Annotated in this window: 12 protein-coding genes and 2 tRNA genes; 2 read left to right on the top strand and 12 right to left on the bottom strand. The window is 48.9% G+C overall.

What is annotated here, in order from left to right; translation table 11 throughout:
- Positions 1 to 298: 298 nt before the first annotated feature.
- The 6 genes from H8S65_RS19730 to mltG form a co-directional block, all read right to left on the bottom strand.
- Complete coding sequence (locus H8S65_RS19730) at positions 299 to 2,722, bottom strand: alpha-L-rhamnosidase-related protein (RefSeq protein WP_436277888.1); 2,424 nt, start codon at positions 2,720 to 2,722, stop codon at positions 299 to 301.
- Between the two features lie 102 nt (positions 2,723 to 2,824).
- Positions 2,825 to 3,613 carry a 4Fe-4S binding protein gene (locus tag H8S65_RS19725; RefSeq protein WP_186931532.1) on the bottom strand — a complete coding sequence of 263 codons (789 nt, stop codon included), beginning with the start codon at positions 3,611 to 3,613 and terminating at the stop codon, positions 2,825 to 2,827.
- 5 nt (positions 3,614 to 3,618) lie between these two features.
- Positions 3,619 to 4,128, bottom strand: coding sequence for a peroxiredoxin family protein (locus tag H8S65_RS19720; RefSeq protein ID WP_186931531.1), 510 nt, complete (start codon positions 4,126 to 4,128; stop codon positions 3,619 to 3,621).
- A 6-nt stretch (positions 4,129 to 4,134) separates the two neighbouring features.
- A complete protein-coding gene (locus H8S65_RS19715; RefSeq protein WP_186931530.1) occupies positions 4,135 to 4,719 on the bottom strand; it encodes an indolepyruvate oxidoreductase subunit beta in 585 nt (194 codons plus the stop codon).
- A complete protein-coding gene (locus tag H8S65_RS19710) occupies positions 4,716 to 6,314 on the bottom strand; it encodes a thiamine pyrophosphate-dependent enzyme (protein WP_186931529.1) in 1,599 nt (532 codons plus the stop codon). Before H8S65_RS19710 ends, H8S65_RS19715 begins: the two co-directional genes overlap by 4 nt.
- Positions 6,315 to 6,509: 195 nt before the next feature.
- Positions 6,510 to 7,538: an endolytic transglycosylase MltG gene (mltG, locus tag H8S65_RS19705; RefSeq protein WP_436277889.1), complete on the bottom strand. Its 1,029-nt coding sequence runs from the start codon at positions 7,536 to 7,538 to the stop codon at positions 6,510 to 6,512.
- A 282-nt stretch (positions 7,539 to 7,820) separates the two neighbouring features.
- On the opposite strand from mltG, the gene H8S65_RS19700 reads away from it, so the two are divergent.
- Positions 7,821 to 7,907 (top strand) — tRNA-Ser (locus tag H8S65_RS19700).
- Positions 7,908 to 8,051: 144 nt separating this feature from the next.
- On the opposite strand, the gene H8S65_RS19695 is transcribed toward H8S65_RS19700, so the two are convergent.
- From H8S65_RS19695 to H8S65_RS19670, 6 genes are all read right to left on the bottom strand, one after another.
- Positions 8,052 to 8,125, bottom strand: a tRNA-His gene (locus tag H8S65_RS19695).
- Positions 8,126 to 8,212: 87 nt separating this feature from the next.
- A complete protein-coding gene (locus H8S65_RS19690; RefSeq protein WP_186931527.1) occupies positions 8,213 to 9,298 on the bottom strand; it encodes a CapA family protein in 1,086 nt (361 codons plus the stop codon).
- Positions 9,295 to 10,191, bottom strand: coding sequence for a bifunctional methylenetetrahydrofolate dehydrogenase/methenyltetrahydrofolate cyclohydrolase FolD (folD, locus tag H8S65_RS19685; RefSeq protein WP_186931526.1), 897 nt, complete (start codon positions 10,189 to 10,191; stop codon positions 9,295 to 9,297). Before folD ends, H8S65_RS19690 begins: the two co-directional genes overlap by 4 nt.
- Before the next feature lie 20 nt (positions 10,192 to 10,211).
- Entirely contained in the window at positions 10,212 to 11,537 is a 1,326-nt protein-coding gene (gene ffh, locus H8S65_RS19680; RefSeq protein ID WP_186931525.1) for a signal recognition particle protein, read from the bottom strand.
- 79 nt (positions 11,538 to 11,616) lie between these two features.
- Positions 11,617 to 13,911 (bottom strand): M6 family metalloprotease domain-containing protein, encoded by a 2,295-nt coding sequence (locus H8S65_RS19675; RefSeq protein WP_186931524.1) that lies wholly within the window; start codon positions 13,909 to 13,911, stop codon positions 11,617 to 11,619.
- 86 nt (positions 13,912 to 13,997) lie between these two features.
- The gene (locus H8S65_RS19670) at positions 13,998 to 14,354 is read right to left on the bottom strand and encodes a DUF5640 domain-containing protein (protein ID WP_186931523.1); all 357 of its coding nucleotides are present in this window, start codon (positions 14,352 to 14,354) and stop codon (positions 13,998 to 14,000) included.
- A gap of 73 nt (positions 14,355 to 14,427) precedes the next feature.
- Between H8S65_RS19670 and H8S65_RS19665 the strand changes: the two genes are divergently transcribed.
- Positions 14,428 to 14,733: a hypothetical protein gene (locus H8S65_RS19665; protein WP_186931522.1), complete on the top strand. Its 306-nt coding sequence runs from the start codon at positions 14,428 to 14,430 to the stop codon at positions 14,731 to 14,733.
- Positions 14,734 to 16,166: the final 1,433 nt, after the last annotated feature.

Genomic DNA, 16,166 nt, shown 5'->3' with positions numbered 1-16,166 from the left:
CCTACTATCACCGGGCTACCCCCCTTTCATCATGTTGACGCTAATGCCGTTCTCTCTCGAATGCGGGTGCAAAAGTAGAGGTTTTATTTATTACATCCAAATATTTTAGACTCTTTTTTTGCCTTTTTTTGACGGACAAGAAATGATATTATATGGTACGCATGTACGAGAAGTAAAACGACATTTTTTAAAATAACAGACAAGAAAATAGGGGCTGTTTTGGGGGATCAGACACTTGATCCGAGAATTTTTACAGTTTTCGGGATCGTTTTATACAATAAGAGAGATACCCGATAACCTATTCTACCGTCAAGACCTGTTCACCGGATTTGAGTTGGTATTCTTTTCCTTTCCAAACGAATACACCGTCCGTACCAGCCGGCAATACAAGACGTGCCGTCAGTTTGCCCTTCTTATCGAGTTTATAGGAAGCAGTCACGCTACCTGCCGGGTGCGGCATCGTACCTGATATCTCTTTCAGGCCACCCAGTGACGGAGCGATGCGGACAGACTTGAAGCCCGGTGCATTGCTGTCTATACCTAATAAGATACGGAAAAACTCGATGTTAGGGCTGGCTCCCCAGGCATGACAATCGGAACGGGTCGGTTCGGGCATTTCCGCCCAAGTCGTCAGCCCCAGTGCCATCTGGTCCCGCCAAATCTGCAGATTGTCGAGCAGGCGGTCGCCCATACCGGCAGCCTTCAACGCCTGATGCACATAGTAACGGAAATAGATTGTCGCCTGTATCAGCGACGGATCGTTCAACGTACGCTCCATCACCCCCATGGCCTCCTCGCCCGTCACGATACCTGCCAGTATAGCCAACGAATTGACATGTTGCGAGAAACTGCGGTGATCGTAAGTATCGGCAAACAATCCGCGGGCAGCATCCCAGTATTTCGCCCGGATCGTTCCCCGGATTGCAGAAGCGATCTGCGTATAATGATCCGCCATCGACGGGATGCCGAAAGCCCGTTCCATGCCGGCAGCCGATTCGAGCGTCAGGATATACATCAAGTCCTGAAAAGCAGAATTGCCCTCCTTTTCACGCACAGGTTCGCCCGACTGAAAACCGGCAGCCCAGTCGGCAAAGAACCAATGCGGCACATACCCCAGGCTATGATCCGGCTTCAACCACTGCTCGTACCAAGAAAGCACCCCACGATAAGCAGGCAGCAAAGTCTTCATATAAGCCTCATCCCCACGGTACATCCAGTAGTCATGCCCCATACAAATCCACCAAAGCGAGAAGGAAGAAATGAACTGGTGCAGGCTCGACGGATAGCGGCTCATCGTAATTCCGTCTGCCACGACCGACTGCCGTCCCTGCTCGATTGCATTCTTCACCATATAAGCATCATGCGTATTATATAAGGTAATCATCGCCTGGATACGGGTATCACCGAAATACTGCAACTGCTCGTAATAAGGACAATCCATATAAGTCTCGTTCGCACAGAGGCGTGCCGTATGCCAGCCTATCTCAAGCATCTTGTTCAACTCGTCGTGTCCGGGTGCTGAAAAAGCAATCTCGCTTCGGAAAGGATAAGCGGAGAACGTACCATAGACATCTTCCAGCACAAGCGGTTCGTCAGCGGTCGAGATCGTCAGATCCACATACCGCCACGTACGCCACCAAAGAGTGGTAAAATCGCGCCCCTCGCCCCCGTCAGCAATTACTTTGTCTTCATATCCTATGAATCTTTTACCCTTCACCTCATCACGGTTTCCCTTTGCCGGGAGCGAATAAGATTTAGTCGTACCCTGCTCCTTGCCTTCATAAAGAGCTTCGGCATAGGCAATCGCAATTTCAGTATCCTTGCCGCGGCTGAACAAAAGGGAGAGATAGCCCGTTGTCAGCTTGCCATTGTCAAGCAGGAGATGCACCTTGCTATTCGCAGGAACCGTCAATGAAGTTTTAGTTTTCAGGAATCCGGCAGGCGCCTTCACACCTTCTGAGATACGCACAGCCTCAAAACGTTCGGGTTGCAAGTCCATCGGAGGAATCGGACAAGGCACAAGCAGGCGTCCGGGATAATCACGCGCCCCCTTCGCTCCTCCCTCGATACCTGCACGGGCAGGCAGCCACTTGCTGTCGTCGTAAGCAGGCTGTTCCCATCCCCAGGGATATTTCGATGCAGAGAGAAGTTCACCAGGCCCCGCCACATAATAACCCAGGACAGGCTTATGCCAGGGAGCGTAGGCTTCGTTCTTCATGCACAGCCAGGAAGCATCCGTATTGACCACAGCCTCGACATCCGTATTCCCTTGCAGGAGAAATCCGGTCTGGTTAAAACTGATCTGTGCAACCGGCTTCTGTTCGGCGTAATTCCAGACCACAGCCGCCAGCACATTTTTCCCCTTTTTCAGGTAAGGAGCCAGATCGACCGTTTCAAAATTCCAGTTATAGATATCCCCGCGCGCCGGCCCAAGCGAGACGAAACGACCGTTCAGGTAGAGCTTGTAACGGTTGTCTGCCGTCACATGGACGATAAAGCGGGATGGGACTTCGCCCAGTTCGAACGTCTTACGCATGTGGTAGACGCCATACACATTGGCAGGCTCTCCTGGCACGGAAATCCAATGCGCTTTCCAGCGTCCGGCAAGGAGTTCGGGATTGATGTCGGCCTGCCGGTAACCTTCCAAACGGATCTGGGCGCCAAGCGACAGACTGCAAAGCAGAGAAAGAAAAATCAGTACACGTGTCTTCATTCGATACATTGGTATTAGATATTAAACAAATAAGGATAGAGGCAAAAGCCGATCCCACGGTCCAGATTCTGAATCTCCGGGGAATCGGCTATAAGCAGATATTTTAGAAAATCAAATAAACAACTCCGGTTCGCGGCGGGCACTAAAGTTCTTATGCAGCATCGCCGTATAAGGAGTATCGAACGTACGGGCGCCTTCGGGACATTCCTTCACGCAAGCACAGCACTTGATACAAGTCGCCGGATCACTGAACATGCGATCGTCGACAATCGAAATAGCCGATACGGGGCACACGTCGATGCAATATTCGCATTGCGTACACAAGTCCTCATCCGTCACAGGAGCCTGCGGCATGGAAGGCCCTTTCACCTTGTAAGGGAAATTTCCTTTCATCTCCAACGGCTTCAGACAGGAAAGTCCGTCCACCTTTTCGAGCTTCTCCTTGATGGCACGTCCGAAGCTGACGGCAGCTTCATGGTCGGCATCGTCGGGACGCCCGGCGGCGATCGGCATATCCTTACGGCTGAAAGAGTGCTCCCCGATGAAAGCGCCTGCCGAAACAGGGACAAAGCCGGCATCGACTAACGTATCGGACAATTCCTTCAGCGCATCCTCGTAATCACGGTTACCATAGACCACAACCGGAACGACCGGAGCCTGGTGGGCATGGAAAGCACGGAGGCGCTCCATCGCCGTCTCGGCTACACGCCCGCCATAGACGGGGGCGGCCACGATGGTCAGTTCATCGTCATGGATCTCAAGTCCTTCCGCCGGTGCGTCGTAAGTAATGTCCGACTCCAGCAGGACATCGCCATTCAGTCCTTCCGCAATCGCATAGGCAGTCTTGGCTGAAGTATGCGTCGGGGAAAAATAAATGATATGTACATTCTTATATTCCATATTCCTTATTTTAAAGCTGCTTCAATCTTTTCCATCAGTTCGGCAAATTCCTCGTCGCTATAGCCTTTAGTGGCATATACCACTTTGCCAGTCTTGTCAACCAGATAGCTGCGCGGGATCAGGTTCTTGGCAAAAGCGCCATAGACAGCCCGGTTCTTATCCGGATAGAGGGGAAAGGTAAAACCTTTCTTTTCGTTATACTTCTGCAATTCGGCGTCCGTATGCTCGCGTCCGATCACCAACAGGGCGAAATCCTTGTTGTCCTTGAACTTCGGCCAAAGTGTCTTTTGCACCTCGGCAAGTTCCTTCTGGCAGGGAGGACACCAGGTAGCAAAAAAATTCACCAAGATCACTTTCCCCTTCAAGGAAGAAGAAGGCATCTGCGTACCATTGTCGTTGACAATCGTAAAAGCCGGCATCTGTTGCCCTACTTTTACAAGGTCGCCACTCTCATCCTGCGCCTTCACAACAAGGGCAAGAAGAGCAAAAAAGGCAAGGAATACATACTTTTTCATTTTATATTATTTTTGCATGCTTTGCGCCAGATCGTAGCCGGCTTTCAAAGCCTTGAGATTCATTTCCACGATTTCTTCGCCTTTGCGTCCGAAGATGCGGCGGATACCATCGGCGATCTTATCATATTCGATACCTATGAAGGGGGCGGCAGCTCCCAACATCACGATGTTGGCCGCACGTACGGAACCCGCCTCTTTGGCGATAGCTTCCACATCCAGCACGACCTTGTGCGGCAGTTTCCCCAGTTCTTCGTTCACTTTTTCCACCTCCGGGTAGTTGGGGATATTGATGAACGGCTGCGAATTGGTCACCAGCCACCCGTCCTTCTTCAGATACGGCAGGTAGCGGAGCGCTTCCATCGGTTCGAGCGAGATGATAAGGTCAGCCTGCCCCAGCGGGATCAGGTCGGACGCAATCGGTTGGTCGGACAGGCGGAGGTTTGACTGCACGTCACCCCCACGCTGGCTCATTCCGTGAACTTCGGCTTGCTTCATGTACAAACCTTCTTTTAATGCGGCTTCTCCGATAACGGCAGCGATGGAGAGGATTCCCTGTCCTCCCACACCGGATAATATGATGTCTGCTTTCATTTCTTGCTTGCTTTTTTCTTTCTTGTTAATGTCTGGATACATTCGCGTCTGGGGATCAGGACGGATACGCCTTTATATTCGATCTCTTCGCGGATGATCGCTTTCATCTCGTCGTAGTTCTTCTTCAGAGGAACCATGACGCGGATATGGGCCGGATCGACACCGATACCGGCACAGATCGATTCGAGGCGGCCTGTTCCCGCAGAATCCTGTCCGCCGGTCATGGCCGTTGTCTCGTTATCTGAAATAACGATCGTGATATTCGTGTTTTCATTGACGCAATCGAGCAAGCCGGTCATGCCGGAATGCGTGAATGTCGAGTCGCCGATGACCGACACAGCCGGGTAAACACCCGCATCGGAAGCACCTTTGGCCATCGTGATAGAGGCCCCCATGTCGATACAAGTGTCGATCGCCCGGAAAGGAGGCAAAGCGCCCAACGTATAGCAACCGATATCTCCGAACACTTTGGCGCCTTCGTACCCGGCCAGCACTTCATTCAGCGCTTCGTACATATCGCGGTGTCCGCAACCCTGGCACAATGCAGGCGGACGTTGTTCGACAACTTCCGGAGTGGCATAGTAGCTCGCAATCTGCTTGCCCAGTGCCTTTCCGACAGCATCGGGAGTCAGCTCGCCATCACGTTGCAACGTTCCGTCAAGACGGCCGTGCACCCGGATACCGATACTGAGGAAACCTTTCAGTTGCTCCTCGACCACCGGATAGCCCTCTTCGAGAACGAGAATTTCCTTGCATTCGCTGACGATCTTTTCGATCATCTTGCGGGGCAGCGGGTACTGGCTGATCTTCAATACCGGATGTTCGAAACCGTCGGGATAGTTCTCCGAAAGATAGTTGAACGCAATACCGGTCGTGATGATGCCGAGATCCTTGTTCGGTCCGTCGAAATAGGTATTATAAGGTGAGGCTTCGGAAGAAGCGGTAAATGTGTCCTGCGCCGCGATCAACGTCTTGAAGCGTTTGCGGGCAAGCGCCGGAAGAAGGATGAAACGCTGACGTCCGTCTTCGGGCGTATGCATTTCGTTTTCCACCTTCTGTTCGCGTCTGACCACACCAGCACGGGAGTGAGCCATACGGGTGGTGATGCGTACCAGGACGGGATAACCCAGTTTTTCGGATAATCCGAACCCGTCATATACCATGTCGTATGCCTCCTGCTGGCTGGACGGCTCAAGCATCGGGATCATGGCAAAGTTGCCATACATACGGTTGTCTTGTTCATTCTGGGAAGAGTGCATCGAAGGATCATCGGCAGTAATGATGATCATACCGCCATTGATGCCGCTCATGGCAGCATTCATGAAACAGTCGGCGGCAACGTTCAGCCCCACATGCTTCATGCAGCAAAGAGCCCGCTTGCCTGCGTAGCTCATACCCAACGCTGCTTCCATTGCAGTTTTTTCATTCGTGCTCCAACGGCAGTGAATGCCCCTTTCCTTTGCGACTGCCGAACCCTGTATGAATTCGGTTATCTCGGTCGAAGGGGTTCCCGGATAGGCATAAACACCGGACATACCTGCATCGATAGCAGCTTGTGCCACGGCTTCATCCCCTAAAAATAGATGTTTTTCCATGTAATGTTTATTTTGTTTTAACTGATTTTTTGTGTTATCTCTCCACAAAGATAAGACTTTTACCTATACCCGCAACAACCAACCTGCATCGGATTTTAGTTTCATAGGCATGGAACTAAAGTTTCACAAGTATGGAACTAAAGTTTCACAAGTATGGAACCAAAGTTTCATAAGGTGAAACTGTTTCCGCATTGCTTACCGGATCTTCCGTCTGTTCAGTTCCGCCCGGTAACGATTGGCATTGCGATTATGCTCGGCAAGAGTTGCGGCAAAGTTGTGCCGTCCGGAAAAATCTTCCTTCGCACACATATAAAGGTAGTTATGCTTCATGTGGTCCAAGACGGCATCCAGCCCCCTGATAGTCGGAATACGGAGCGGCCCGGGAGGAAGTCCGGCATGTTTGTAGGTATTGTAGGGAGAATCGATCTCCAGATGTTCGAACAGGATGCGCTGGAGGGAGAAATCGCCCACGGCAAACTTCACGGTCGGATCCGCCTGAAGGGGAATGCCGCGTTGCAGGCGGTTGAGATACAGACCGGCCACGATAGGATATTCGTCTGCGGCAGCCGTCTCTTCTTCGACGATGGAGGCGAGAATGGAGACTTCGACGGGCGTCATCCCGATTTCTTTTGCTTTTGCCAGGCGGGTGTCATTCCAGAAAGCCTTATATTCGCGCTGCATACGCTGCATCAGCTTCTCGGCGGAAATATTCCAGTACACCTCATAGGTATTGGGAATAAACAGCGCAAGGATCGTCTCGGTCGTAAAGCCCAGCGATGCGCAGTAGGCGGAATCAGCAAGCAGAGGGAGCAGATCGTCCTCCCCGATCATCAATTGCCCGGCAAGCCTTTCGGCCAGGTCCTGCTTGAAACGTATATTATTAAAGGTGATCCGAGTGGCCTCCTGATGTCCCCGACGCAGGTTGTTGAGCAACGCCAGGTTATTCATACCCGGCTCCACGGCATAACGTCCGGTACGCATGTTGGCGGGATATTTCAGCATTCCGGCAAGCTGCCTGAAACTCCCGATACGCCGGCAACCGGCAGAGTCGACCAACTGGCGGCAAAGATCACCAAAATCTTTCTTCTCGTCAATATAAACATATACGGTCTTGCGCGGCTCGAAATCAGGTGCAAGTATCAAACGGTATGCCCAGAATCCCGCACCTGCCAACAGGAGGACGATAAACGAGAGGATTCCGGTTATGAGAGTACGCTTCCGCATCTTCTTTTTCTCCATATTATATTATAGTCTGCTGTATATCAGAACCGGCCACAAAAATAGTATCTTTTTCCCGAATGCCCTACCTCTTTTCTAACTTATTCCAGCCACTACAACCGGGAGGAAAAAAACGCTCACTTTTGCAGAACTGAAATCCTCTGATTGCCAACCATGTGCAAGGAGAAGTATTTTTTCTTTAAAAATAATACGCCAAATGCTTTGTATATTTAAAAACTTAAGCATATCTTTGCAGCGCAATTCAAGGAAATGAAGCGCGAAACTCATGGAAGTGTGGGTGAGTGGCTGAAACCACCAGTTTGCTAAACTGACGTACTCGTAAGGGTACCGGGGGTTCGAATCCCCCCGCTTCCGCTCCAAAGGCTGTCAATCGAAAGGTTGACAGCCTTTGTTGTTTTAAGGCAGGCCAGGAATCATACCGAAACTCAAAAGAGACTCATACCGGAAACCTGAGGGAAGATAAACAAAAAAAAGGCTGCCTTCACAGACAGCCTTATGGGTGAAAAATGGGACTCGAACCCACGACCCTCGGAACCACAATCCGATGCTCTAACCAACTGAGCTATTCTCACCATGTTTATCTTATCGAGTGGTATCTCTTTTAAGACGGTGCAAAGATAGAGGTTTTATTTTAAACTGCAAATAATTTGAATACTTTTTTATTCAAAAATATACTCTTCGACCTCTTTATTATTACCTTTCAGAAACAAACGCGTCTTATTTACATACTTAATTAATGCAGAATCGGCTGAAAAAGAGGAATTTTGATTCTTTTCCCGCCAAGAGGCCGCCGGAACCACCCGAATATCTTCTTTTCCCTGTTTATTCTTATACCGGGAGGAATAAATCAACGAATATTGTGCGGAAGCAATATACCGGCGCAAACCTTTCCGGCCTAAAACGACTTTCACCATGACACCTCCGTCGGTATGTTCGCGGCTCATGTTCGATATAAAATTACCCAATGAATAAACGACCAGGCGGTCGGGAGTCCCATCTTTCCCCCTGAGAAGTTCCATCGGCTGGACAACATGAGGGTGACTGCCTATGACCAGATCGACACCTTGCCGCATCAGCCAATCGGCCAGTTCGCGCTGTTTGCGGGAAGGCATCTGTTCGTATTCCAATCCCCAATGCATATTGGCAATGATAAAGTCCGGATTAAAGAGCTTGGCTTCGACGATATCGGCCTCCATTATCTCCTTGTCGATATAATTGACGATTCGGGGCGTATCGACTTTCAAACCGTTGGTGTCATAAGTATAATTGAGCATGATGATACGGAAATCCTTCTTACGGAGCAACATCGGGTATGTGCGGTGACGGTGATCAGGGTCGAGGAAGGTTCCGGCATGACGGATTCCGAGAGAATCCAGCGTTTGGATGGTGCGGACAAGTCCGCGAGTCCGTCTGTCCAAACAATGGTTGTTGGCTAACAGGAAAAAGTCGAAGCCTGCTTTTTGCAAAGCCAAAGCGAAATCCTCCGGGGCGCTGAAAGCCGGATAGCCACTATACGGCTCCCCTCCTAACGGGACTTCGAAGTTCACAACAGCAATATCTGCGGCTTTCACCTCTTTTTCGATTTCCGCAAAATAACCGCCCAAATCAAAAGAATCTCCCCGCCGGGTATTGTCGAGTTGCTTCTGGTGCATCATGGCATCACCGGCAAACAAGATTGTCAGCGAGTCCTGAGCGGATAAAGGCAGAAAGCTCAAAAGACAAAACCCGGAGAGGAGGATTTTCATTTATAAATTTCTTTCTTTCCGGCCAAAAGCGTATTGCGCATCAAAGAGATAATTGTCATCGGACCTACACCACCCGGAACCGGCGTGATATAAGAACATTTAGGAGCAACCTCGTCAAACTTGACATCGCCCGTCAGCTTAAAGCCGCTTTTGCGGGTCGCATCAGGCACGCGTGTCGTACCCACATCCACGATTACAGCACCTTCTTTCACCATATCGCCTTTCAGGAATTCGGGGACACCCAACGCCACAATAATGATATCGGCACTCAGGCACATTTCCTTCAGGTTCCCGGAACGGCTGTGGCAAACAGTGACCGTGCAATCGCCCGGATAGGCTTTCTGCATCATCAGGGTAGCCATCGGCTTGCCCACGATATTGCTGCGGCCCAACACTACGCAATGCTTACCGCGAGTCGGGATCTCGTAACGTCTCAACAGTTCCAGAATACCGGCCGGAGTCGCCGACACGAAACAAGGAAGGCCGATAGACATACGGCCGACGTTGATCGGATGGAAACCGTCCACATCCTTGCGGTAGTCGATCGCTTCGATAATCTTCTGTTCTGAGATATGTTTCGGCAGCGGGAGCTGCACGATGAAACCGTCCACATCCGGATCGTTGTTCAACTCGTCCACTTTGCGAAGAAGTTCTTCTTCGGTAACATCGGCTTCATAACGGATCAGAGACGATTTGAAACCGATCTCATTACATGTCTTCACTTTACTGGCGACATACGTTTCACTTCCCCCGTCATGCCCGACCAATATGGCAGCCAAATGAGGGATCTTACCACCGGCGGCCTTGATTCGGGCCACTTCTTCCGCCATCTCCTGCTTCATCTGAGCCGAAACGGCTTTTCCGTCCAATAGCTTGTATTGTTGTTCTTCCATACTCTATTATCTTTTCGGGTTTATCTTCTGAATGAAGGGAATTTTTTGCTTCCCGGTTTGGCAGCTGTCAGCATACGCATCATCTTGCGTGTTTCGTCGAACTGCTTGATCAGTTTGTTCACCTCCTGGATCGTCGTGCCGCTGCCTTTGGCGATACGCTGGCGACGTGAACCGTTCAGGATAACCGGATTCGTACGTTCTTCGGGAGTCATGGAATAGATGATCGCTTCGATGCTCTTGAAAGCATTGTCGTCGATATCCACATCCTTCAACGCCTTGCCTACGCCCGGAATCATGGAGGCCAGTTCTTTCAGGTTACCCATCTTCTTGATCTGCTGGATCTGCGAGATGAAGTCGTTGAAGTCGAACTGGTTCTTGGCAATCTTCTTCTGCAAGCGTTTGGCCTCTTCTTCATCATACTGTTCCTGCGCACGTTCCACCAACGAAACGATATCACCCATACCGAGGATACGGTCTGCCATACGTTCGGGATGGAAGATATCCAGCGCATCCATCTTTTCGCCCGTTCCGACAAATTTGATCGGCTTGTCGACCACCGTACGGATAGAAAGGGCGGCTCCACCACGTGTATCACCGTCCAACTTGGTCAACACCACGCCGTCAAAATCGAGACGTTCGTTGAATTCCTTCGCCGTGTTGACTGCATCCTGTCCGGTCATGGAGTCGACCACGAACAAGGTTTCATCCGGTTGGATAGCACTCTTGATTGCGGCGATCTCTTTCATCATCTGCTCGTCGATAGCCAGACGACCGGCGGTATCGACAATCACGACATCGTTGCCTTTTGCACGTGCTTCGCGGATCGCGTTCATCGCGATCTCCACCGGATTCTTGTTTTCGAGTTCCATATAAACAGGCACTCCTACCTGTTCGCCGACCACGCGCAACTGCTCGATAGCGGCCGGACGATACACGTCGCAGGCTGCCAACAGCGGCTTTTTATTTTTCTTTGTCTTCAGCAAATTCGCCAGCTTGCCCGAAAAAGTCGTTTTACCGGAACCTTGCAAACCGGACATCAGGATGATTGCCGGGCTACCCTTCAGATCCAGATCGGTTGCCGTTCCTCCCATCAGTTCAGCCAACTCGTCATGCACGATCTTGACCATCAACTGGCTGGGCTTAACGGATGTAAGCACGTTCTGTCCTAATGCTTTCGTCTTTACCGTATCGGTAAAACTCTTGGCTACTTTATAGTTTACGTCGGCGTCGAGTAATGCTTTACGCACATCTTTCAATGTTTCAGCCACATTGATCTCCGTGATCTTACCTTCGCCTTTCAACAGTTTAAACGATCTGTCTAACCTTTCGCTTAAATTCTCAAACATAATTCGTATGTATATTTATTTTATTTTCTATTCTTTGAATGAGGGGCAAAGGTAAGAAAAACTGACGAATAAAGCAGGTCTAATAGACAGAAAACTTAGACACAGCCTTTTCACTAACGCCAATATAAACTCCGGGGTCCATCTTTATCGTATTCAGACCTTCCCACAAAGTACCGGAATAAACGACTTTTCCAGTCAGATCATAAATTCTGAAACGGACGGATTCGTTGCTTTCCACACAGACCTTCCCTTGCATCCCATAACAAATCAGCGAAGCAGACTTCACCGGTACGGGAGAGGCAGAAGTAGCCGCATCCGAATAGACTTTCACGTCATCGATCAGGAGCAAGCCGGCCTCCATTTCACCTTCGAAGGCAATCCGGAAATCAGCACCGGTGACAGGCAGGTCGATTCGATACTGTTTCCAACTGTTACTGACATCGGAAAGCGTAGCCAGGCATTGCCAATCTGCTTGCCCGAACTGCTTATACAAAACTTTAAAAGTCCCTTGCTTTGAAAATACGGATTGATTCTGATACATAAAAGACAGGAATGCCATCCCTTCTCCCCCACTTTTAATGGCAGGAGATACAACACGTGCAACAGCCAAAGGCATAAACTTCCGTTCCATTTTCATCATCAGATATTGTATTCCCTCGGCTGCATCGGGCATTGTAGGAGTCAACAAACTCGGTTTATGAATTTCCCAAAAAGAATCTCCTTGCAACTGTTCGTCAGACCATGCCAATTCTTTCCCTTCAAAACCCTCCGAGAAAACGATCGTCTGCTCATCCGGAGATTTCTCCTCGACAACACGAAAAACAATATTACCCTCCTCGTCATGCTCGATATTTTTCAAACCGACACCGGCAAAACCACCTCCAGACGAAAGGGCAGCCGGCACTGTCCACGCAGTAAAGTCTTTCGAAACAGACCCGCCAGGGAAAGGACATCTACGACTGTTCACATCACCGTAAGAAAGCGGATTTATTTCCGGAACAGCATAATCAGAACCTGCACAGACAGGATAGCAAGTCTGGGGAAATGCAGCATTTATGGTATTATCGGCAGAACGCTGTGTTATCTGAGGCAGAACATGATAAATAACGAGACCTTCACCAGGCAGAGCTTCATCGAATCCTATTTTCCGACGATTCTCCAACAAAAAATAATCGTTTTCCGTATCGGTCTCTATTCGATATATTTTATCACTTTCAAGGGAAGGTGGCAACACGACCTCTTCTTCCCCCCCTTCCAAAGTTACACAGTTGGTCCACCCGAACCCCGTTTTCACATAGGGATTAAAATGTGCTGGAGATATCCCGCCGTCATTCCAACTTCCTGACGCCATCAGATCCCATTGTCCCGTCCCGGAATATTCACCGTTCGTCTCATAATCCGTATCATAAAAATCCTTAGCTCCGAAAGAATGTCCCATTTCGTGACAATGGACACCGATCCGGGATATACCATGCCCCTCGTTTCCGCGCAATTCGGGAGCACAAGAATAACCCGTAATCCTAACGTCGCCGATTTTCAACGGTTCCGCAAAAAGGGCTTCATGAGACCAGACCGCATCTGCCGGTCCGCCGGCCTCCTCTCCATAGCCGGCAAAGATGATATGGATGTTATTGATATATCCGTCATGATCCGTATCGTAGTCGGCAAGATTTATTTGAGAAGAAACAAAATCCAATGCTTCCAGAAACAACTGTTTAGGATGTCCATCCTGATCGGATCTGTCATTTCCACCATAATAACCCATACTCCGGGAAGCTGTGTACGGTCCCAAAACATCACAAGTCAGATTTAATTTTCCATACGAATTCTCTCGATAAAAATCTTTCACACTTCCACGCGCTCCATCTTCCCCGTAGTTCGCCTGGTTGAACAACGCATTAAAATCCGCCTGAGATTTTTCGAACTTCAAGTCTTCAAACTGCATCAATATGACCAACGCCTTCAATTCTCCGGCAACAGGAGAAAGCGGTTCCACCGGTCTATTCCGAGCCGACTTCAACAAGTCGGATTTCTTTTGAACCTGCAGCCGTTTAGGTGTCCCCCGTAAAAAGGCCGTCAGTTCTCCCGGACGTGCCGCCGAAATCCTCCACCGGGAAACGCAAGTTTCTCCCTGCGGATTCACAGTGGCATAGCACCATTCCCCCAGGCTGTCACGCAAAAGGGTATAACCGTCTTCGGTCACCGCCCACTTGCCACATTCGTCGCCTTTCAGCCGCAAATTCACATAAGTGCCATCGGCACAACGGCTCCTGACCAATCCCGGATAGGCCGAAACGGCATAAGTTGCGATGCAGGTCCAAACAAAGATCAAGGACAACAAACTTTTGCGAGCCGGAAACTTTCGCTTTTTCATATTCATACGAATTAAAAATAGCTGTTTCCTTCAGAACGGATCGTCCTTCGGTAACAGCTATTTATCGATTATAATAAGGGAAAAGTCTATTTTTTCTCCAAGACATAAACACTTGAACCCTGTGTCAACATCAACGTATTACCCGTCCGCTGAACAGTGAAGTTTTGCACTTTTGTAGAATCCACATACCAGAGTTTCAATGTTTTTTCGGACGAAGAATAAGTATATTTAAAGTTCTGTGTCCCTGAATTAGTTGTAAATACACCTGTTCCGTCGGCCTTAAAATCGAATGAAACAGTATCGTCGGTAGTATCATACCACAGACCGGTGATTGTACTTTCATCTATAACCTTGTCATCATCGTCATCCCCGCAAGAAGTAAACGCCAACGACATCGCCATTGTCATGACGATCATCAATAAATAAGTAAACTTTGTTTTCATACGCTGTTTGTTTTTAAATTAGTAATATGTTTATTTTCCTTTAATTCTGCGTCGGCAAAGATAATTTTCGCTTATGACCGAAAAAATCGGATATTCCGAAGAAAACAGTTATAAAGCCATTAACAGCTATCATCCGGCTAAAAAAAGAGATTATCAGGATATTTGCATCACCTTCCTTCTTTTTGCTGCTACGACTCTCCCGGACGTTCATCGCTTCGGCCAGCAGGCGGAAGGGTTCATCTACCTGAGGACGGACGGCTTCCTGCTTGTCGCTTATTCCGTATACCGGTTTCTGGTCGGCACAGCGGCTATAGATTACAATAACCCCAGATTGATCTATATTCTATTTCGGGTAAAATTCCGGAACGATTTGATTTGACTTTTTGCTGGCTTTTAGCTGGAATTGGTAACGATTAAAAAAACGGCGTTGGCGGAAAATGAAAAAACGATGTCTCTTTGTAATCAGATAGGAGAAAGAACGGATATTATGGAAAACCTGAACTCACGGAGAATCGCCTGTAATAAAAAAAGTCGGGACATTTCCCCTATATCTCAAATCAATTCCGGGGCTTTCCCGCCATGACGACCGTCTTCGTTTCCTTTACGACCGTCTTCATCGCCATCAGGACGGTCGTCATGCTATATACACTGCGCACCTCAGGGCAATAACGACCGTCTTTGTGGCAAAAAACTGCGCACCTCAGGCGATGAAGCCCTTTTTGCCCGCAAAAAGGCCGGATTTTACGTCTATTATTAAAGAATGTATTTTGTTGTCAAGAGATCGGTATTATACAATAAGTCCGCTGCTTTACCACTAATAGATAAGAAAAACTAAACTGCAAAATAATGATTTATCCGTTACTTTTGGCTTGATCCAAAAGTAACCAAAAGATCAAGGCCGAACCTGCCTCGCTACTCCGTTCCCTCCGTTCGCTGTCGCGTCTGAAACTCGCTTCGCTCAAACAACAGACGCTCCGGGCGCTCACTGCGGTCTCTGCGCTTTACGCTCACCAGCTTAGGCCGGAAATAGAGCCTGACGGCTCTTTAGGGATGGCCGATACCGCCTGTTTTTTTGTGATCTTGCATTAAGGAAGGTAAGCCTTGTGGCGCAACCTCTCTTTTGCCGTCTGCTTCAGCAGACGATAGGTGATTGTTCCGCTTTGCCGGTTCCACTGTGGGTTTTAACCCCTTTTATCGATTGCATTTAAAGGGGTTAAAACCCACATGGGAAGAGGCTTTGCCTCTAAATCCTTTAAACCGTCTGCTGAAGCAGACGGCAAAAGAGAGGCGGATGGTGCTTTGGGGATGCCGATACTGATAGCTATACTTATATAACAGGCGGTATCGGCAATCCCAAGAGAAAGCGGAGCTTTCTAAGAAAGGCCTAAGCGGACGGGCGTCAAGCGGAGGGCGAAGACGAAGCGTCCGGAGCCTGCGCTGTCTGAGCGAAGCGAGTTTCGCAGGCGACAGCGGAGTCTTTGACCGGAGTAGACCGGACGGTTAAGCCTTGATCTTTTGGTTACTTTTGGATCAAGCCAAAAGTAACAGACAAATCAGCTTTTACCGATTCCATTTTGCTTAAAGCAAACTTATTGTTTTTTCTTACTTATTGTACGATTTCCCAAAATATCCGTTGGTCTGGATCGAAACAGTAGCGTATGAAATTTGATTTTATACCTCATATATTTCAAATGGGTCTTGTTCACATTTGCTGCCTTATACACAAATCATCATTCTTTTGAGAAGTTCTATGCTTGCTCGTCCATAACACATTCTTTTAATCATCTTTAATTTGTTGACAAATCCTTCGGT

This window comes from Parabacteroides hominis (assembly GCF_014287585.1).
GTDB lineage: Bacteria > Bacteroidota > Bacteroidia > Bacteroidales > Tannerellaceae > Parabacteroides > Parabacteroides hominis.
The sequence above is the reverse complement of the archived record's forward strand: the minus strand, read 5'-3'. Positions and strand labels throughout refer to the sequence as shown.